The sequence below is a fragment of the Pedobacter suwonensis genome, assembly GCF_900111825.1.
Lineage (GTDB): Bacteria > Bacteroidota > Bacteroidia > Sphingobacteriales > Sphingobacteriaceae > Pedobacter > Pedobacter suwonensis.
The window spans coordinates 120,909-140,737 of the sequence record NZ_FOJM01000016.1 but is presented as its reverse complement, the minus strand read 5'-3'; the positions used below and the strand labels follow the sequence as shown (position 1 = coordinate 140,737).

General features: G+C 39.8%; 21 protein-coding genes. 19 read left to right on the top strand and 2 right to left on the bottom strand.

Going from position 1 to position 19,829, the window contains the following annotated elements; genetic code table 11:
* Window positions 1–145 precede the first annotated feature (145 nt).
* A complete protein-coding gene (locus tag BM107_RS19595) occupies window positions 146–559 on the top strand; it encodes a LytR/AlgR family response regulator transcription factor (protein WP_090986474.1) in 414 nt (137 codons plus the stop codon).
* Between the two features lie 355 nt (window positions 560–914).
* On the top strand, window positions 915–1,274 hold the full coding sequence (locus tag BM107_RS19585) for a response regulator (RefSeq protein ID WP_090986470.1): 360 nt from the start codon (window positions 915–917) through the stop codon (window positions 1,272–1,274).
* Between the two features lie 87 nt (window positions 1,275–1,361).
* On the opposite strand, the gene BM107_RS19580 is transcribed toward BM107_RS19585, so the two are convergent.
* A complete protein-coding gene (locus BM107_RS19580; RefSeq protein ID WP_090986468.1) occupies window positions 1,362–1,715 on the bottom strand; it encodes a DUF6717 family protein in 354 nt (117 codons plus the stop codon).
* Window positions 1,716–1,828: 113 nt separating this feature from the next.
* Here BM107_RS19580 and dinB point away from each other — a divergent pair, with 113 nt between their 5' ends.
* The gene (gene dinB, locus BM107_RS19575) at window positions 1,829–2,881 is read left to right on the top strand and encodes a DNA polymerase IV (protein WP_244278865.1); all 1,053 of its coding nucleotides are present in this window, start codon (window positions 1,829–1,831) and stop codon (window positions 2,879–2,881) included.
* A 255-nt stretch (window positions 2,882–3,136) separates the two neighbouring features.
* On the opposite strand, the gene rsmA is transcribed toward dinB, so the two are convergent.
* The gene (gene rsmA / locus BM107_RS19565; protein ID WP_090986462.1) at window positions 3,137–3,922 is read right to left on the bottom strand and encodes a 16S rRNA (adenine(1518)-N(6)/adenine(1519)-N(6))-dimethyltransferase RsmA; all 786 of its coding nucleotides are present in this window, start codon (window positions 3,920–3,922) and stop codon (window positions 3,137–3,139) included.
* A gap of 154 nt (window positions 3,923–4,076) precedes the next feature.
* On the opposite strand from rsmA, the gene pdxA reads away from it, so the two are divergent.
* The 16 genes from pdxA (at window position 4,077) to BM107_RS19485 (ending at window position 19,800) form a co-directional block, all read left to right on the top strand.
* On the top strand, window positions 4,077–5,156 hold the full coding sequence (pdxA, locus tag BM107_RS19560; RefSeq protein ID WP_090986460.1) for a 4-hydroxythreonine-4-phosphate dehydrogenase PdxA: 1,080 nt from the start codon (window positions 4,077–4,079) through the stop codon (window positions 5,154–5,156).
* Window positions 5,157–5,281: 125 nt separating this feature from the next.
* Window positions 5,282–6,121 (top strand): sulfurtransferase, encoded by an 840-nt coding sequence (locus BM107_RS19555; protein WP_090986458.1) that lies wholly within the window; start codon window positions 5,282–5,284, stop codon window positions 6,119–6,121.
* Window positions 6,122–6,251: 130 nt separating this feature from the next.
* The gene (locus BM107_RS19550; RefSeq protein ID WP_090986456.1) at window positions 6,252–6,782 is read left to right on the top strand and encodes a YceD family protein; all 531 of its coding nucleotides are present in this window, start codon (window positions 6,252–6,254) and stop codon (window positions 6,780–6,782) included.
* Window positions 6,783–6,797: 15 nt separating this feature from the next.
* Window positions 6,798–6,989, top strand: a complete 192-nt coding sequence (gene rpmF / locus BM107_RS19545; RefSeq protein WP_025143959.1) for a 50S ribosomal protein L32 — start codon at window positions 6,798–6,800, stop codon at window positions 6,987–6,989.
* 101 nt (window positions 6,990–7,090) lie between these two features.
* Window positions 7,091–8,029 (top strand): phosphate acyltransferase PlsX, encoded by a 939-nt coding sequence (gene plsX, locus BM107_RS19540; protein WP_090986454.1) that lies wholly within the window; start codon window positions 7,091–7,093, stop codon window positions 8,027–8,029.
* A gap of 18 nt (window positions 8,030–8,047) precedes the next feature.
* A complete protein-coding gene (locus tag BM107_RS19535; protein WP_090986451.1) occupies window positions 8,048–9,046 on the top strand; it encodes a beta-ketoacyl-ACP synthase III in 999 nt (332 codons plus the stop codon).
* A 120-nt stretch (window positions 9,047–9,166) separates the two neighbouring features.
* On the top strand, window positions 9,167–9,646 hold the full coding sequence (gene accB / locus BM107_RS19530; RefSeq protein ID WP_090986449.1) for an acetyl-CoA carboxylase biotin carboxyl carrier protein: 480 nt from the start codon (window positions 9,167–9,169) through the stop codon (window positions 9,644–9,646).
* Between the two features lie 115 nt (window positions 9,647–9,761).
* Window positions 9,762–11,102 carry an acetyl-CoA carboxylase biotin carboxylase subunit gene (accC, locus tag BM107_RS19525; RefSeq protein WP_090986447.1) on the top strand — a complete coding sequence of 447 codons (1,341 nt, stop codon included), beginning with the start codon at window positions 9,762–9,764 and terminating at the stop codon, window positions 11,100–11,102.
* Window positions 11,103–11,197: 95 nt separating this feature from the next.
* Entirely contained in the window at window positions 11,198–11,395 is a 198-nt protein-coding gene (locus BM107_RS19520; RefSeq protein ID WP_090986445.1) for a DUF2683 family protein, read from the top strand.
* A 103-nt stretch (window positions 11,396–11,498) separates the two neighbouring features.
* The gene (locus tag BM107_RS19515) at window positions 11,499–11,639 is read left to right on the top strand and encodes a Txe/YoeB family addiction module toxin (protein ID WP_090986524.1); all 141 of its coding nucleotides are present in this window, start codon (window positions 11,499–11,501) and stop codon (window positions 11,637–11,639) included.
* Between the two features lie 274 nt (window positions 11,640–11,913).
* On the top strand, window positions 11,914–13,110 hold the full coding sequence (locus tag BM107_RS19510) for an LVIVD repeat-containing protein (protein WP_090986444.1): 1,197 nt from the start codon (window positions 11,914–11,916) through the stop codon (window positions 13,108–13,110).
* A gap of 121 nt (window positions 13,111–13,231) precedes the next feature.
* The gene (gene tatC / locus BM107_RS19505; protein WP_090986442.1) at window positions 13,232–14,113 is read left to right on the top strand and encodes a twin-arginine translocase subunit TatC; all 882 of its coding nucleotides are present in this window, start codon (window positions 13,232–13,234) and stop codon (window positions 14,111–14,113) included.
* 45 nt (window positions 14,114–14,158) lie between these two features.
* Entirely contained in the window at window positions 14,159–14,596 is a 438-nt protein-coding gene (gene rpiB / locus BM107_RS19500; protein ID WP_090986440.1) for a ribose 5-phosphate isomerase B, read from the top strand.
* Window positions 14,597–14,621: 25 nt separating this feature from the next.
* Window positions 14,622–16,256: a M28 family peptidase gene (locus tag BM107_RS19495; RefSeq protein WP_090986522.1), complete on the top strand. Its 1,635-nt coding sequence runs from the start codon at window positions 14,622–14,624 to the stop codon at window positions 16,254–16,256.
* A 148-nt stretch (window positions 16,257–16,404) separates the two neighbouring features.
* Window positions 16,405–17,793, top strand: a complete 1,389-nt coding sequence (locus tag BM107_RS19490; RefSeq protein WP_208864422.1) for a LutB/LldF family L-lactate oxidation iron-sulfur protein — start codon at window positions 16,405–16,407, stop codon at window positions 17,791–17,793.
* A 30-nt stretch (window positions 17,794–17,823) separates the two neighbouring features.
* The gene (locus BM107_RS19485; RefSeq protein ID WP_090986434.1) at window positions 17,824–19,800 is read left to right on the top strand and encodes an alpha-ketoacid dehydrogenase subunit alpha/beta; all 1,977 of its coding nucleotides are present in this window, start codon (window positions 17,824–17,826) and stop codon (window positions 19,798–19,800) included.
* Window positions 19,801–19,829: the final 29 nt, after the last annotated feature.

Sequence of the window (19,829 nt, the reverse complement as noted above, 5' to 3'; positions counted from 1 at the left end):
AGCGAGATTAATAGTTATGACGACGGACTAATCTAGTAAAAAATATAATTTACCAAAAGTGGCCATTACCCTGTTGGTTCTGAAAGATATTTTTTAAGGATTTCAATTCAACAAATCCCTAACTTTATCGAAAATATGGGGGCGTATGACAACAGAGACAAAAATTAACGAGAAAAGAAAACACCGCTGCGTGATTGTTGACGACGATCCGTTGCTCGTTGAACTCCTTGAGGCTTATATTAACGATACGCCCGAACTTACCTTAGTAGGCAGTTTTAATAATGCTTCAGAAGCTATACAAATATTAAGTCACGAACAAAAAATCGATTTTTTGTTTTTGGATATCAAAATGAATGGGATTTCGGGCATTGAAGCTGCGATAAAGCTGAGAGATACGGTGAAATACCTGATATTTATTACAGCCTATAGCCAATATGCCATGGATGCCCATCAGGTAAATGCAGACCAATACCTGCTTAAACCGGTTAGCTATAGCAAATTTATCTCCTGCCTTAATGGGCTTTTAGAAAAGAATAACAGACAACAACGGTTATCCTGATAATTACCCGGTTTTTCATGGCCATCTCTGACAGATAGTTTTTCTTCACTTAAAATAGGAACGCGTTAAAGAATATATCCTAAATTCTTCATGATCTGACAAAATCCACGCCTGGTCAAGGAAGTTGCAATGAGGTTTAAGTAATTTGAGCGGAAAAGTTTCTAAATTATTCGCCTGGATTTGGTCAGGAATCCAGCAGCCAAAAAAGCTGATCAGCTTACCATTAAAATTCTTTACACAAATATTCTTTTTTTTTAAAACAAAAAGCATATTTGCTGCATTAATAACCTATACGCAATCAATCATCTTCTCAATTACCGGTTGAAAAACAAAAGATATGAAATAACATTACAAAATGGCGAACAAAAAAATACTGATTGCCGATGACGACGAAGGAATTGTGGATGCAATCACAATGATTTTGGAAGTGATGGGCTATGATGTTGAATTTACTTATGATGGTGGGGCAGTTATTGACGCTGTAAAAAACAAACCAGATTTAATTATGCTGGATATATGGATGAGCGGTTATGATGGCAGAGACATCTGCAAGCAGCTTAAAAATAATCCTCAATTCAAGGAAATTCCTATTTTAATGATTTCAGCCAGCAGAGATATCAGGCAATCTGCACTGGATGCCGGCGCAAATGATTTTATGGAAAAACCATTTGAGATGGACTCTTTGTTGAATAGAGTTGAAATTTTATTGAATTAGATGAATAGATTTGTATTATAAAGCTCGCCTGGTGATCTTCATCCGGAGGAAAACCAGGTGAAGTGGGAACTTCGATCTAGCGGGTAGTTACTGGAGTTCCTTAAAATAAATCCTTTCGGGCAGGTGTTTAAAAACAAATTCTGTTACACCACAAAGCCAAATTTTATGGTTTTTAAATTCTCCACGAAACTGTTCTAACAGGTAGTCCCCACCACCGCCCAAGTTCTCTTCACGCGCATAAACAAGCGCTAAAATTTCGGCATTTTGTATGAACTGGTCAGCCATTAATAACTTACATTCATTTTCAGAAGCGGCTATCCAGTTTAACAACTCATCAGCACCTTCTACCATTTGCAAATCTTCAATAGCCCCACCCCACTCGGGAATGTCAGCATACCATTCATGTCTTGCATTTTTATAAAAACGAATAGTTCTCTCCATATTTTGTAAAGAAAAAAAATCCAGTCCAATAATCCTGATAAAAAACACGAGATTTAGGTCATTGCATGTCTGATTTGAATCCGCCGGTTTTACGAAAAATAATTCATATCGATATGGATGCTTTTTATGCATCTGTAGAGCAACGCGATTTTCCTGAATATCGGGGAAAACCTCTGGTGGTTGGCGGTAAACCGGATAGCCGTGGAGTGGTTTCTACAGCCAGTTATGAAGCCCGGCAGTATGGTATCCGCTCGGCAATGCCATCAAGTAAAGCTTATCAGCTGTGCCCTACAGCCATTTTCGTATACCCGCGTTTTGACGCCTATACTGCAGTTTCAAAATCGCTCAGGGAAATTTTTAGCCGCTACACCGACCTTATTGAACCGCTTTCGCTGGATGAAGCCTACCTTGATGTAACGGAAGACAAGCTCGGCATCGGATCAGCCCTTGATATTGCACAATCGATTAAGGACGCAATTAAAAACGAACTGAATTTAACGGCCTCGGCAGGCGTATCGATTAATAAATTTGTGGCAAAAGTAGCTTCAGACATGAATAAACCCGATGGCTTAACTTTTATTGGCCCTTCCAAAATTGAAGCTTTTATGGAAAAACTCCCTGTTGAAAAATTTTTTGGAGTAGGCAAAGTTACGAGTGCCAAAATGAAGGCTATGCAGATTAATATTGGTGCAGATTTAAAAAAGCTGACAGAAGCCCAGCTTATTGCCCAATTCGGGAAATCGGGAAGATTTTATTACCAAATTGTTCGTGGAATAGACGATCGGCCCGTTCGTGCAAATCGTGAAGCAAAATCAGTAGGTGCAGAAGATACCTTATCAGAAGATACCAATGAAGATGCAGTAATGCACGATCTGCTGAAACAGATCAGCGAAACCGTAGCCAAACGTTTAGAGAAACATCAATTGAGTGGAAAAACAGTGACTCTTAAAATCAAATTTGCAGATTTTAAACTCATTACGCGCAGCCGCTCCTTCGCTACACCGATTAGTAAGGCCGCTGTCATTTATGCCGAAGCCATTAAACTTTTGGAAGAGGCGGCAATTGGCACAACGCAGGTGAGGTTGTTGGGCATTACCTTATCGCGGTTTTATGATGATGTGGAGATAGAAAAACCAGAGAGCAACCAGCTGGAGTTTGAGTTTTAATTCGGCTTGCTGATTTTTGCTTCGTTGCTGCATAGCAATGTTGCAACCGGGACTGAACCAGCAAAACAACCTTTGAGCTGCCGGGGCTGGTAAGGTGCGCAAACCTTTGCACCTAAACCTGATCCGACGACTATCCGATAAATGTAAACCCGTAACAGGTATGTAGGCTTTGGGTGGACAGCTGTACCACAGAAACCAATGAAAAAGCTGCGCTCCATATCTATAGTAATTGCTTACAACAAGGAATAGATATGGCTAAGCTTGCATCAATTCACTCACATGACGTGTTAAGACTACAAAATCGGCCACGGTTAACTGCTCGGCACGTTTTTCGAAATAGATATGATCGTCCATTTTATCTTTAGGTATTACTGCAGAAACGGCATTGCGCAAGGTTTTTCTCCGCTGGTTAAAGCCTGCCTTAACTACCCGCCAGAATAATTTTTCATCGCAATCAAGCACTTCTACTTCATTTCTGGTTAAACGGATCACGGCTGAATGCACTTTCGGTGGTGGATTAAATGTACCTGGTTTAACCGTAAACAGGTATTCAATCTTATAATAAGCCTGCAGAAACACACTTAAAATACCATATTCTTTACTTCCCGCCGGTGCTGCGCAACGATGGGCCACCTCTTTTTGAAACATCCCCACCATTTCTATCACCTTATGGCGGTTATCTAAAATCTTAAATAAAATCTGCGATGAAATGTTGTAAGGAAAATTACCAATAATGGCAAATTTTTCGGGAAACATCACATCAAAATCAAGCTTTAAAAAATCACCGTTAATCAACCGATCGCCAAGCTGCGGATATTTTTCGTTCAAAAAATGGAAAGATTCCGTATCAATATCAATTAGATAGGTGCTTAAATCTTTACGTTGCAGCAAAAAATCAGATAAGATTCCCATCCCCGGCCCAACTTCTAACACCTGATGATATTTGTCGGTATTCGCCAAAGCCTCAACAATGCGGTTAGCAATGCCCTTGTCGGTTAAAAAATGTTGTCCTAAATGTTTTTTTGCTTTGACTAAACTCATACCCCACGGCCCTGAACGGGATTTTAAAATTAAAATTGTTAGCAAAGATAGGCTTAATATTTCTATGCAGATCAATCTGCAGGCGCTGCGGTTTCATTTTTTTTAAAGGGTTTAAGCGAAAATCAGTAATTTGCGCTAAAAATTTCCAGTAATTATGAGCAATAAACTTAAAATTGGCATCAGTATAGGCGACGTAAACGGCATAGGTTTAGAAGTAATCATCAAAACTTTATCTAATCCGGCAATTTTAAATTACTGCATTCCAGTTGTTTATGGACATACCAAGATTTCCTCTTTTCATAGAAAAGCGAATAACCTGGGCGATTTCAGTTTTAATGTAGTTAGCCAGGCTAGCCAGGCCATGCCAAAAAAGGCTAACATGATCAATTGCTGGGAAGAAGATGTAAAAATTGAACTGGGTCAGGTTACGGCAACAGGCGGAAAATATGCACTTTTATCATTAGAACGTGCAACAGCCGACCTGGTAAACGGTGATATCGATGCTTTGGTTACCGCCCCAATTAATAAACACAATATTCAATCCGAAACTTTTGCATTCCCGGGCCATACCGAATATCTGCAGGAAAAAAGTGGCAGCAAAGATGTGCTGATGTTTTTGATCAGCGAAAATTTACGTGTTGGTGTGGTAACAGGCCACATTCCGGTAAAAGACGTGCCAGTGGCCATTACAAAAGATAAAATTGTAAATAAGTTAAAACTGATTAACGAAAGTTTAAAAAAAGACTTCTGGATCGAAAAACCAAAAATTGCTGTGCTGGGATTAAATCCACACGCCAGCGATAATGGTTTATTGGGCACCGAAGAAGCTGAGATCATTTCGCCAGCCATTCAGGAAGCCTACGATAAGGGCATTATTTGTTTTGGTCCGTACCCCGCTGACGGTTTTTTTGGTAATGGTAGCTACAAACAGTTTGATGCCGTTTTGGCTATGTACCACGATCAGGGTTTAATTCCTTTTAAAACGCTGGCATTTCATAATGGTGTAAACTATACTGCTGGTCTAAACTTTGTCCGCACCTCTCCCGACCATGGAACAGGTTACGATATTGCGGGTAAAAACTTAGCTGATTCGACTTCCTTTACCGAAGCTTTGTTTTCAGCCATTCACATTGTAAAAAACCGTCGCGAGCAGGAGGAGATGTTGAGTAACCAATTGCGCACCGGGGGAAAAGTTGTTGAAACACAGTTTGATATTAAAGATGATGCGTCTTAAGCTAGAAGACTGAGGGTTAGACAGGCCAAAGTCGGGGGGACCAAAATTCAGAGGCATAGGGTACAAAGATCAAACCTGAAATGAAATTGCGATTACGATGACTGGAAAAGTATTAATATAATCAAATGAAAACGCTATTACCCATTATTAAACCAGAAGAGCTAACCTGGCTAAACCAGGACGATGAAATCGTCATTATTGATGCCAGTGCAGGATCAAAAGCCAGATATGATGAACAACATTTGGCTGGAGCACTTTTTGCCGATGTAAATGAAGATTTAGCTAATATTGGCGATTTTGCCATTGGCGGACGTCATCCTTTACCAACACCTGAACAGTTTTCATCTGTATTAAAAAAACTCGGGATTACAGCACACAGCCATGTCATTGTTTATGATGATAAAAATGGCGGCAACGCAGCAGCGAGGCTATGGTGGATGTTAAAAGCTATCGGTCACGAAAAGGTGCAGGTAATTGACGGAGGTTTTCAGGCGGCCGTAAAAGCAGGTTTCCCAACTACTGATAAAGTCGAAATCCCAAAATCTGTTGCTCCTTACGCAGTAAAAACATGGAGTTTACCGCTATCTGATATCAATGAAGTGGAAAAAGTAGCTAAAACAGATGATTATATGGTGATTGATGTACGGGACGCCAATCGTTTTGCTGGTCTCACCGAGACTATCGATTTAATTGCCGGCCATATTCCGGGCGCAGCCAATATCCCTTATACTGAGAATCTGGACGCATCTGGCGCTTTCCTGTCCCCTGAAATATTAAAAGAAAAATACGAAGAAGCTTTAGCGCATGTTAAACCCGAAAATGTGATTGTACATTGTGGCTCGGGCATTACCGCTTGCCATACCCTTTTAGCTATGGATTATGCGGGTTTACGGATCCCTAAACTTTACGTAGGCTCATGGAGTGAATGGAGCAGAAACAATAAAGAAATGATTTTAGCCGGTTAGTGCCGTTATAACTTATCGCTTAAAAATGGATAAGGCCTAAAAATCAAGAGATAACATCAACAATTTTTAAAAAAACATTTTTAATCTAATAATTTATCCCTACATTTGCAGGCTAAAATTTTACAGTACTTTGAACCCACTAAAACAATTTTCATTACCGTTTACCGGCTTAAAATTGGGATCTCATCAGTTTGATTATGAGCTTGATGACCGCTTTTTTAACGCATTTGAGTATTCGTTAATTAAAAGTGGAAATTTAAGAGTAGACCTGGAACTTGAGAAACAAGAGACCATGCTGCTACTAAAATTTAAAGTTATGGGTACAGTTAATTTAGATTGCGATAAATGTTTATCTGAATTTCCGTTACCGATAAATCTTTATGAAAGGCAGATTGTAAAGTTTGCTGAAGATGAACTGGAGAGTGATGATGAGGAAATTATTTCGCTAAGCCGTAAAGAAACCGAAATTGACATTTCCGGTCCTTTATACGAAATGATTAATGTTGCAGTACCTTATATCAAAAACTGCGAACGGGCTGGTAAAGATTGTGATCAGGAGATGATTGATCGTTTAAATCAATTATCTATTGAAAATCAGGCTGAAGAAAATGAACAAACAAGCGACCCACGTTGGGAAGCCCTTAATAAGTTAAAAAAATAATTAGATTATACACCAATGGCACATCCAAAACGGAAAATCTCGAAACAGAGAAAAAATAAAAGAAGAACACACTATAAAGCTGTCACCCCTTCTTTAGCAACATGCTCGGCAACAGGTGCTATCCACGTACCTCACCGTGCTTACAACGTTGATGGTAACTTATACTACAACGGCAAACTGGTTATCGAAAATACTCAGATAGGGTAATTTTCTTAAAAAATTGTTTGTGTTTTCAGCGGCTTTAGTCATACCTTAGTCAACTGAAAAATTCAGGATTACACCTGACTTAACACAAACAGATTTTTTCTATGAAAATAGGCCTCGACATAATGGGCGGAGACTATGCTCCCAAAGCAATTGTTTTGGGAGCAATAGCTGCTCATCAATCGCTTAACGCTGGAGAGCATTTAGTTCTTATTGGCGATACCGAACAGATTAAACCCATTCTTGCAGAAGAGGGCTTTAATCCGGATCATTTTGAATACGTTCATACTGATGAAGTAATCGGTATGGGCGAACACCCCACCAAAGCAATTGTTCAGAAACCTAATTCTAGCATAGCGGTTGGTTTTAATCTTTTAAAGGAAGGTAAAATCGACTCTTTCGCAAGTGCCGGTAATTCTGGAGCCATGTTGGTTGGCGCTGTTTTTAGCGTAAAAACCATTCCGGGCATTATCCGCCCTTGTTTATGTACAATTCTTCCGAAAATTAAAGGCGGCACAGGCCTGCTGTTAGATGTAGGTGCAAATGCCGACTGTAAACCTGATATTTTATTACAATTTGGCGTTTTGGGCAGCTTATATGCAGAAAACCTTTTGCAGATTAATGACCCTAAAGTGGCCTTGATGAATATTGGTGAAGAAGATGAAAAAGGAAATATGCTAAGCATGGCTACTTTTCCGTTAATGAAAGAAACCAGCCTCTTCAACTTCGTTGGAAATGTAGAAGGCAGAGATTTATTTAACGAAAAAGCCGATGTAATTGTGTGCGATGGTTTTACCGGAAATGTGATGCTAAAATTAGCCGAATCGTTTTACGTGCTTACCATTAAAAAGGGATTAAAAGATGAGTTTTTCGATCGTTTTAATTATGAACAATACGGCGGAAGCCCGGTTCTAGGTGTTAATGCTCCCGTTGTTATCGGACATGGAATTTCCAGTCCGCTGGCTGTTAAAAATATGATTCTGCAATCCAGAGAAATGATTACCACCGGATTGGTAGAAAAAATTAGAATGGCATTTAAATAATTTATTAAAATTCTTAAAATGAGTAAAATTCACGCTGCTATTACAGCAGTAAATGGTTATGTCCCCGACTATGTGCTTACAAACGCAGAGTTAGAAACCATTGTTGACACTTCCGATGAATGGATTACCAGTAGAACGGGAATTAAAGAACGTAGAATTTTAAAAGGTGAGGGTTTAGGTACTTCCGACATGGCCGTTCATGCGGTAAACGGTTTACTTAAAAAGAGAGGAATTGATGCAAAAGAGATTGAACTGATCATCTTTTGCACCACTACTCCAGATTTTACTTTCCCTGCAACAGCAAACGTTTTAGCAGATAAAGTTGGTGCCACCAATGCCTGGGGTTATGATTTACAGGCCGCTTGTTCCGGCTTTTTATTTGGTCTTTCTACAGGTGCATCATTTGTTGAATCAGGTAGACATAAAAAAGTTTTGGTAGTTGGAGGCGACAAGATGTCGTCGATTATCAATTATGAAGACCGCACCACCTGTATCATTTTTGGCGATGGCTGTGGCTGTGCTTTACTGGAACCAAATGAAGAAGGCTTGGGCATTCAGGATTCTATTTTAAGAACAGATGGTTCCGGAAGAGATTTCCTGGGGATGAAAGCCGGTGGTTCTGTTAAACCAGCCTCCCACGAGACCATTGATGCCAAAGAGCATTTTGCGCATCAGGAAGGACCAACAGTATTCAAATTTGCCGTAACCAATATGGCCGATGTTGCTGCTGAAATTATGGAACGTAACAGTTTAACTGCTGATGATGTGGCCTGGTTAGTACCGCACCAAGCCAACAAACGCATCATTGATGCTACTGCTAACCGCATGGGCGTTACTACTGATAAAGTGATGATCAACATCGAACGTTATGGCAATACAACCAATGGAACAATTCCTTTATGTTTATGGGAGTGGGAAAGCAAGTTGAAAAAAGGCGATAACATCGTTTTAGCTGCTTTCGGTGGTGGCTTTACCTGGGGTTCGGTATATCTTAAATGGGCTTACGATACAAAATAGTCGGAAGTCTTTAGTCCGGAGTCCGAAGTAAAGGTACTGCCCGGATAAAAAAATAAAACAAAAAAAAGTATAACTTAGTTAATTCAATAAACACTATTTTTTACATAACTAGCCTAAAAAATGGATATTAAACAAATACAGGAACTGATTAAATTTGTTTCTCGTTCTGGAGTAAATGAAGTTGCTATTGAGCAGGAAAACTTCAAAATCACGATCAAAACAAACCAGGCACCAACAGTTGTGCATGCTACCGTACCACAAGCTCCGCTTGTACAGGCTGCTGCTCCTGTTGCCACAGCTCCTACTGCTCCTACGGCAGCAACACCAGCTGTACCACCTGTTGCAGAAGACACTTCAAAATACATTACGATCAAATCACCAATGATCGGTACTTTTTACCGTTCGGCTAGCCCTGAAAAACCAATGTTTGTGAATGTTGGTGACGAAATTAGCGCGGGTAAAGTAGTTTGTATCATAGAGGCTATGAAACTTTTCAACGAGATTGAAAGTGAAGTTTCAGGCCGTATCGTTAAAATATTGGTTGATAATGCATCGCCTGTAGAATACGACCAACCGTTATTTTTAGTAGAACCTATTTAGTTATTGATTACACAGATTAATTAGATAACACCGATTACAATTGATCAGAGTGGTGGTTATTACCGAATAAATCGGGGTAATCATTAACATCGGTGTAATCAGAAAAGGTAAAATTATGTTTAAAAAAATACTAATTGCCAACAGGGGTGAAATCGCTTTGCGTATTATCCGTACCTGTAAGGAAATGGGCATCAAAACGGTTGCTGTTTATTCTACCGCTGATCGCGAAAGTTTGCACGTACGTTTTGCTGATGAGGCTGTTTGTATTGGCCCTCCACCTAGTAAAGATTCTTATTTAAATATTCCGAATATCATTTCTGCTGCAGAACTAACCAATGCCGATGCCATACATCCAGGTTACGGTTTCTTGTCAGAAAACGCAAAGTTCTCTAACATCTGCCGCGAGTATAATATCAAATTTATTGGTGCCACGCCTGAGCAGATTAACGATATGGGCGACAAAGCTTCGGCTAAAGCAACCATGAAAAATGCCGGTGTTCCAACCATTCCAGGTTCAGAAGGTTTGCTTACCAGCGTTAAAGAGGGTATTGCAATTGCCAACGAAATGGGTTATCCGGTTATCCTTAAAGCAACTGCCGGTGGTGGTGGCCGGGGCATGCGTGTGGTTTGGAAAGATGAAGATTTCGAAAATGCATGGGATAGCGCCCGTCAGGAATCTGGCGCAGCCTTCGGTAATGATGGTTTATATTTAGAAAAATACATCGAAGATCCACGCCACATTGAAATTCAGGTTATTGGCGACCAGTTTGGCAAAGCCTGTCACTTATCAGAACGCGATTGTTCGATTCAACGCCGCCACCAAAAACTGGTAGAAGAATCTCCTTCGCCGTTTATGACAGAAGAACTGCGTTTAAGAATGGGTGAAGCAGCTATTAAAGGTGCCATGGCCGTAAATTACGAAGGTGCAGGTACTATTGAGTTCTTGGTTGATAAACATCGTAACTTCTATTTCATGGAAATGAATACCCGTATCCAGGTAGAGCATCCGGTTACCGAGGAAGTAATCAACTTCGATTTAATTAAAGAACAGATAAAAGTTGCTGCCGGCATTCCGATCTCAGGTAAAAACTATACGCCGGAAATGCACGCAATTGAGTGCCGCATCAATGCCGAAGACCCGGCAAATAATTTCCGTCCGTCACCGGGGAAAATTACGAATTTTCACTCACCAGGTGGTCATGGTGTTCGTGTAGATACACACGTTTATGCCGGATATTCTATCCCTGCGAATTACGATTCAATGATTGCAAAATTAATCTGCGTGGCTCAAACCCGCGAAGAAGCCATTTGTACCATGGAGCGAGCTTTAAGCGAGTTTGTAATTGAAGGCATCAAAACCACCATTCCTTTCCATTTACAATTGATGAAAGACCCTAATTTCAGAGCAGGAAATTTCACTACCAAGTTTATGGAAACCTTTGAGTTTTCGGAATAACATAAAGTGTTATAGAAATTTAAATCCCATTTTGTTTTACCAAAATGGGATTTTTCTTTGTCAAAGAATTAAATTTATTTCAGTAAATTTAATTTATGGAAACATTAATTGTACATCCGGAAAATAAAGCGCAGCTAAATGCTATGAAGCAGGTTTTAAAAGCAATGAAGATTTCTTTTGAAAAAGAAGAGAAGCCTTATAACCCAGAATTTGTTGAAAAAATTTTGAAAGGCGATCAAGACTTCAGCGAAAGGAAATTCACAAAAGTTGATCTCGATAACTTATGGAAATAGTTTTTCTTCCAAAAGCTAATGAAGATTTAGATTTTTGGAAGAAATCTGGAAATACAATTATCCAAAAGAATATTCATAGCAAAACAATTCTCCATTTGAAGGTATTGGAAAACCAGAGGCGCTGAAATATAATCTTACAGGTAAGTGGTCTAGAAGAATAAACTCAGAGCATAGAATTATTTATTCAGTTTCAGAAACTGAACAGATTATTAAAATCTATTCGCTAAGAGGCCACTATAATTAACTTAAAAGCTCGAATTTATCTAAATATCATCCTGCTCTCAATACAATAAATAGGACAGAAAATTGCAACAAGAAATTTATGGAGACCTTCTAGTTTTCGGAAGGGTAATAACGATTTTAACATTTTACGTATACGGAAAAGGCTGTTCAAAATATTTTCAACAGCCTTTTTATTTCTCCTGGATTTATTTTACTTGATAGTTGACTACTAATATTTTACCTATAAGCTGTAGCGTTTAATTAATGTGTTACGTTTAATTACAAACATTCAAAACATGAAAAAAAATCTAACTAACGCATTCCTTATCCTACTTGCTTTTGCAGTATTTACTTCGTGCAAAAAAGATGAGTATGAAACCATACAGATTGTCAAAATGATTTCCGCTAAGGAAATGAGGGCTATGCCTACAGGACTTACTAGGGCTACTCCCGCAAAAAAGACTGGAAAAATATACATCTACAAAGATTATCTTTTCATTAATGAGCCCAATGAAGGCATTCATATCTACAATAATACCAATCCGAGTGCTCCTGTGAATATGGCTTTTCTGAAAATTCCGGGCAATGTAGATTTAGCAATCCACAATAATATTCTTTATGCCGATAATTTTATCGATTTGCTGGCTTTCGATCTATCGAATATAAATAATATTACATTGGTTAAAAGGGTAACTGATGTTTTTAGTCAGTTCAATAATCCAGGCATTGAAAAATATATTTACACTTATAAAGATACAGTAGTAAAAAAACAAACTTATAAGCGTGAAATGCAATATGTTGCTTTCAGTACTTCTTCTTCTCAAGCTAGTTCGGGCCAGGGCGGTTCGATGGCCAGGTTCACCCTGATGAACGATTATTTATATACCGTTGGTACAAGTAATTTAAATCTTTTTAATGTTAAAACCGCATCAGACCCAACATTTTTAAAGACAATCAGTTTGGGTTGGGGAGTAGAAACTATCTTCCCTTATGATAACAAGTTATTCATAGGCACCAACAGAGGCATGCGCATCTTTAGTGCCAGCGATCCGGCCAATCCTGTCCAACTATCTACCTACAGCCATATTTTCGCTTGCGACCCGGTGGTTGTACAAGGCAAATATGCTTATGTTACTTTACGCACCGGCAATTTATGCAGGCAGGCCAGTAATCAGTTGGAAGTTGTGGATATTGAAGATCCGACCAAGCCGAAACAGATAGCGGTTTACCCAATGCAAAACCCACATGGCTTAAGCACCTCTGGTGATTATCTCTTTCTCTGCGAAGGTAGCTATGGAATAAAGAGTTTTAATATCAGAGATAACACGAAAATCAGCGATAACATGTTACAGCATCTAAACAATATTAAAAGTTTTGATGTCATTGCCGGCCCCAAATCTTTGATCGTTACAGGAGAAGATGGTGTATATCAACTTAATTATAGTAACGCCGCAAATTTAAGGCAGTTGAGTTTAATTAAAAACCAATTCTAAAACCACTATGAGAGCATAGTTTGTTATTTTTACAGCCATTTCTCATAATAATCTAAACTATTTCTATATTTAACACGTAAATACCATTCTATTCAAATAGAATGGTATTTTTGTTTTCAACATGAGCGACATTAAAAAAACTTTACTTACAAAAGCTATCGGTCAAAAGAGCACCAATTTAGAGGCAGAAATGTCTTTTTTCGATCATCTGGATGTTCTCCGTAAACATTTAATCAGAGCCGTAATTGCTATTGCCGTTTTTACGGGTATCGCTTTTTACTTCAACGAGGAGATTCTGGATAAAATAATTTTTGGCCCCAAAAAACCTGATTTTTGGACTTATCGGATGATGTGTAAACTGGTAGAGCATTTCCCATCCTTAGGTAAGGATATGTGTATCACCAAAATTAATGGGGAAATCATCAATACCGAGATGGCCGGCCAGTTTAACCTTCAGTTAAATGTTTGTGTGATGTGCGGTATCGTTGTGGGCTTCCCTTACCTCTTGTGGGAGATCTGGCGTTTCGTTAAACCAGCGTTGCACGATAATGAGCGCAAATCGGCCAGTGGTTTTGTTTTTTTCGCCTCCTTATTGTTCGTTGTTGGTATCTTTTTTGGCTATTTTATAGTTTGTCCCTTATCGGTTAATTTTTTAACTGGTTATACAGTTAGTACTGAAATTAAAAATACTTTTACAGTTGATTCTTACCTGTCATCGGTTGCAACCCTTACTTTGGGTACCGGGATTATCTTCGAGCTCCCGGTTATCATTTTTATTCTATCCAAACTTGGTTTAATGACGCCAAAACTGATGCGTGCCAGCAGAAGGTATGCCACTGTAATTATTTTAATTATCGCTGCCATTGTAACCCCTACACCAGATATCATGACGATGTTGATAGTAGCTACTCCTTTATTCTTATTGTATGAGCTGAGTATTTTTGTTTCGGCCTATATTGAAAGAAAGAAGAAAAAAGCTGAAGCTGCATTCTATGCAAACTAACAAAAACATTACGAACAGAATTCATAATTCTCTATACATTTGACAATGTCTGATACAAAAATAAAAATTGCTATTGGCGCGGATCATGCCGGATTCGATTATAAAGAAATATTAAAAGATTTTTTAAAAGATTACGAAGTAAAGGATTTTGGACCTTTCTCAGCAGATTCAGTTGACTATCCTGATTTTGCACATCCTGTGGCCAGTGCTGTTGAAAAAGGAGAATTTACCTACGGTATTTTACTATGCGGCTCGGCTAACGGCGTGGCCATAACAGCTAACAAACACCAGGGCATAAGAGCAGGCTTGTGCTGGGAAAACGAAGTGGCCTCGCTGGTACGCCTCCATAATAATGCTAATGTACTTTGTATACCGGCTCGTTTTGTATCTGTAGATGAAGCCAAACAAATTACCGAAACCTTTTTAACTACGCCGTTTGAAGGTGGCCGACACCAAAATCGGATTGAAAAGATTTCTTGCTAACCCAACCTCAACTAAAATTATCATCATGAACAAAAAGTTTTTAACCCTTGGTTTGGCTACACTTGTTACAGCAAGTTGTTTTAGCCAGATTAAACCACTGCCTGCCAATAAAGACGCTATTAAATTTAGCAGGGCCATTAATCCTGATAATGCATATAAACACCTTTCCATTTTAGCATCCGACGAATATGAAGGACGCGAGACAGGAACAAAAGGCGCCTGGATGGCTGCAGACTATATCCGCGATTATTTTAAATCAATTGGCTTAAAAGGCCCGGTTGATGGAGGCTATTTCCAGAAAATCAACCTCGTAAATGTTACCTTGAAAGAAAGCCATGTAACTGTTAACGGTCAGCCGAAAGAGTATCAGAAAGATTATGTGGTTTCTCCGAGCCTAATCAGTGATAACGGTTTTACCTTCTCTACCGATCAGATTGTATTTGTCGGCTACGGAATAAAAAAAGACAGCTATAACGATTTTGCAGGAACAGATATTAAAGGCAAAGTGGTGATGATGTTTAACGGTGGCGACCCAACCATTAAACCTGGTACCCGCATTGATAGGGCTGCTTACCGCGCCATGTTAGAAAGCCGGGCAAAATATTTTGCTGAAAATAATGTAAAAGCTATTATCCTGATCGATCCAAGTGTGGATAGAATTACAGAAAATACCAAACAGGCTCAAAACAACGGCCGTGTAATGGTCAAAACAAATGCGGCTATTGAGGCCCAGAAACAGAATGAGATCCCACGCATCTCTATCTCTGTGGCCTTAGCCAACGATCTGTTAAAATCAGCAAATACTACAGCAGCCGACTTACAAAAGAAAATTACAGAAAGTCTTACACCTGCTTCGCAGGTAATAAATGTTCCTTTTTCGGCAAGTGCTGCCAAAAACGAAGCATCGGTTAGGTGCGAAAACGTTTTGGGTTACTTAGAAGGATCAGATCCCGTACTTAAAAAAGAAGTATTAATCTTAACCGGTCACTACGATCATATTGGTTTAGAAACTGACCCTAACGCGAAAGATAAAGTAAACAACGGTGCCGACGACGATGGATCGGGTACTACCGGTGTTTTACTAATGGCAAAAGCTTTTACTGATGCCAAAAAAGCAGGTAAAGGTCCTAAACGCAGTATCTTATTTATGACTGTTGTTGGAGAAGAAAAAGGACTGTGGGGATCTGAGTGGTATTCTGAGCATCCTGTTTTCCCTGTTGCCAATACCATTGCTGATTTAAATACCGATATGATTGGCCGTATAGGTGAAGAGTATTTGGGCAAACCTGATTCGGCAAACTACATTTATTCAGTAGGTTCGAGGATGTTAAGTAGCGACCTCGCCAATTTAAGTGAGCAGGTAAACGCTACCTATACTAAAATGAAACTGGATTATAAATATGATGACCCTAAAGACCCTGAGCAAATTTATTATCGCTCAGACCACTATAACTTTGCTAAATTAGGCATTCCGATTATCTTTTATTATGATGGAATGTTACAGCAGGATTACCATAAACCAGGTGATGAAGTAAGCAAAATCAACTTCCCTTTATTGTCAAAAAGAGCAAAACTCACCTACTTTACTGCATGGGAACTTGCCAACAGAGCCAAGCGTCCGGTTGTAGACATGGACGGAAAAGGGAATCCAAAGAAATAATGTTCAAAATACTCAGCCTCAACGAAATGTTGGGGCTTTTTTCTACACATTACTTTTGGCACCTGCATAAATTCCTATCTTTGGTTTTTGACGAAGTAACACCAAACTAAAAGCGGTTATTCTTCGTTACCCCTATAATAAATTGCTATTGATGAAAACTGCCGAGGAATTTTTAGAAAAGTCAGATGAGAAAGCTTTCGATTTGCCGCACCGTAAAACCATAAATTATAATATTGGTAAATACAATGCGGCGGTTGAACGGGGCTTATCGAAATTCGAAAACCTCGAGGCTTCTAAGAAAAAAGCCCATGTAATTAAATGGCGTGTAATGGAAAATCTCGACAAGTTCTTACCAGAATTCGAATCAAATTTTCAGCGTCGCGGCGGTAAGGTGATCTGGGCAAATGATGCTGCAGAAGCCCAGGCAGAAATCCTCAATATCATTAAAAGAAACAATGGAAAAACGGTCATCAAATCTAAATCGATGACGACCGAAGAAATTCACCTGAACGATTTCCTGGAGCAGAATAATATTGAATCGCTGGAAAGCGATCTGGGAGAATATATCGTGCAATTATTGGGCCAGGCGCCCTACCATATTGTTACCCCTGCCATGCACTTAAGTGCTACTGATATTGCGCAGTTATTCCACGATAAATTTGGAACTCCAATTGATGCTACACCACCGCAGCTGGTGCAAAAAGCTAGGGAACTACTCCGAGACAAATATTTGAATGCCGATATTGGTATAAGCGGAGGGAATTTCCTGATTGCCGATACCGGCAGTATTGCCATTACCGAAAATGAAGGCAATGCCAGGTTAAGCACTACTTTTCCTAAAATACATATTGCCATTGTTGGTATTGAAAAGGTTATCCCTTCTATGGCCGACCTTGACCTGTTCTGGCCTTTGTTGGCTTCGCATGGTACCGGACAAAACCTAACGGTTTACAATAGTATCCTGAGCGGACCGCGGCAGCCAAATGAAACGGATGGACCCGAAGAAATGTATGTGATCCTGCTGGATAATGGCCGCACCAATTTACTGGCTCAAAAGGATCAGCGACAAGGTTTGTACTGCATTCGTTGTGGTGCCTGTTTAAATGCCTGCCCGGTATATAAAAATATCGGTGGACACACTTATAATACCACCTATAGCGGTCCAATTGGCTCGGTAATTACGCCACATTTAAAAGGTATGGAAGAGTTTAAGCATTTGAGCTATGCTTCCAGTCTCTGCGGAAAATGCTCAGAAGTATGTCCGGTAAAAATCGATATCCATAAAATGCTGCTGCTTAACAGAAGAGATGCTGCAGCTGGTCATGAGAACGGCAAACAGGAAGAAATCGGCTGGAGCATGTTCAGCAAGATGATGCAAAAACGCAAATGGATGGATTTCTTCGGCGGAAAATTTAAAAACTTTATGCTCAAAACCTTCTTTAAAAAGAGTTGGGGCAAATACCGTGAAATGCCAAAGGTTGCTGATAAATCATTCGCCAAACAGTTTGAGGAATTAAAGAAGAGCCGGGAGTCCTGAGTCCAGAATCATTAGTCAAACCAACCAGATATGCATTTCAACCGAAGAGATAAAGACGATGAATTCTTATTGAATTTATATAAAAAACTACTTTATCCCAGAATGGTAGAGGATAAAATGCTTAAATTATTGCGGCAGGGACGTATAGGGAAATGGTTTTCGGGTATTGGTCAGGAAGCCATTGCTGTGGGCAGTACCATGGCCATGCAGAAAGGTGAGTACATTTTACCCATGCATCGCAATTTAGGTGTTTTTACCTCACGTAGTATTCCGCTAAAGAAATTAATGGCCCAATGGCAGGGCAAGTTAACCGGCTTTACCAAAGGCCGCGACCGCTCCTTTCATTTTGGGACCCAAGATTATAAAATTGTGGGCATGATCTCCCATTTAGGGCCACAAATGGCTCTAGCCGATGGCATCGCCCTGGCCGATCTTTTGGCTAATAAACAACAGGCTACACTGGTTTATACCGGCGAAGGCGCCACCAGTGAGGGCGATTTCCACGAAGCCGTAAACGTGGCAGCAGTTTGGGGCCTTCCTGTTATCTTTCTGATCGAAAACAACGGCTATGGACTGTCAACCCCAACAGCAGAACAATACAGATGCAAAAACCTGGTTGATAAAGCCATTGGTTATGGAATAGAGGGTGTTCAGATCGACGGAAATAATATTTTAGAAGTTTATGATACCATTAACCAGCTGGCCATGGAAATCCGAAAAGATCCAAGACCTGTTTTGGTTGAGTGCATGACTTTCAGGATGCGTGGCCATGAAGAAGCATCAGGTACGAAATATGTTCCGCAGGAACTTTTTGACCAGTGGGAAAAGAAAGACCCTTTAAACAATTATGAGGCCTATTTAATTGAGCAAGGTATTTTAACAACAGATACCATTACGGATATTAAGATTCAGTTCAAGCTAGATATTGAGTTAGCAGTAGAAGAAGCTTTTGAAGAGCCAGAACCCATTGCAGATCAAGCGAGAGAAGAAAGGGACATGTACTTCCCTTACCAGTCCGAAATTATTCAACCAGGCGAATCTGCTACTGAAAAAAGGTATCTGGATGCAATTAGTGATACACTCGATCTCGCAATGGAAAAATATCCTAACCTGGTTTTAATGGGGCAGGATATTGCCGGTTATGGCGGGGCATTTAAAATTACAGATGGCTTCATAGCTAAATATGGCAAGAGCCGGGTGCGCAATACACCTATTTGCGAATCGGCCATCTTGGGCGCAGGTTTAGGGCTTTCTATAAACGGTTACAAAGCTGTTGTAGAAATGCAGTTTGCCGATTTTGTAAGCGCTGGCTTTAACCAGATTGTAAACAATTTGGCCAAAACGCATTACCGCTGGGGCGAAAAGGCAGATGTAGTTGTACGTATGCCTACCGGCGCTGGAACAGGAGCTGGCCCGTTCCATTCGCAAAGTAATGAGGCCTGGTTTACTAAAACACCGGGATTGAAAATTATGTACCCCGCATTTCCTGAAGATGCCAAGGGTTTGCTTTTGTCTGCCATAGCCGATCCCAATCCCGTAATCTACTTTGAACATAAATACCTTTATAGAAGCCTAACCGGGTTGGTACCCGATGGCTATTATACTACCGAAATAGGAAAAGCCGCTACTTTAAAAACAGGAGATCAGTTTACGATTATCACCTATGGTTTAGGTGTACATTGGGCTTTAGAACATTTAAGCAGCCATCCTGAACAAGCAGCCACCCTGGTTGATCTGCGTACGTTACAGCCATGGGATCAGGAAACAGTGAAGGAAGCTGTAAAAGCAACCGGAAGGGTGCTGGTTTTACATGAGGATACCTTGACCAATGGTTTCGGTGCTGAAATTTCTGCCTGGATTGGCGAGCATCTTTTCCAATACCTGGATGCACCTGTAATGCGTTGTGCAAGTTTAGATACTGCCATTCCGATGAGCAAGGTGCTGGAAGATGATTTTCTGGCTAAAGCCAGATTAGCAGAAATAATTGATAAATTATTAAAATATTAAACAGAGGTTAATTGTATAAACTGTTTAAA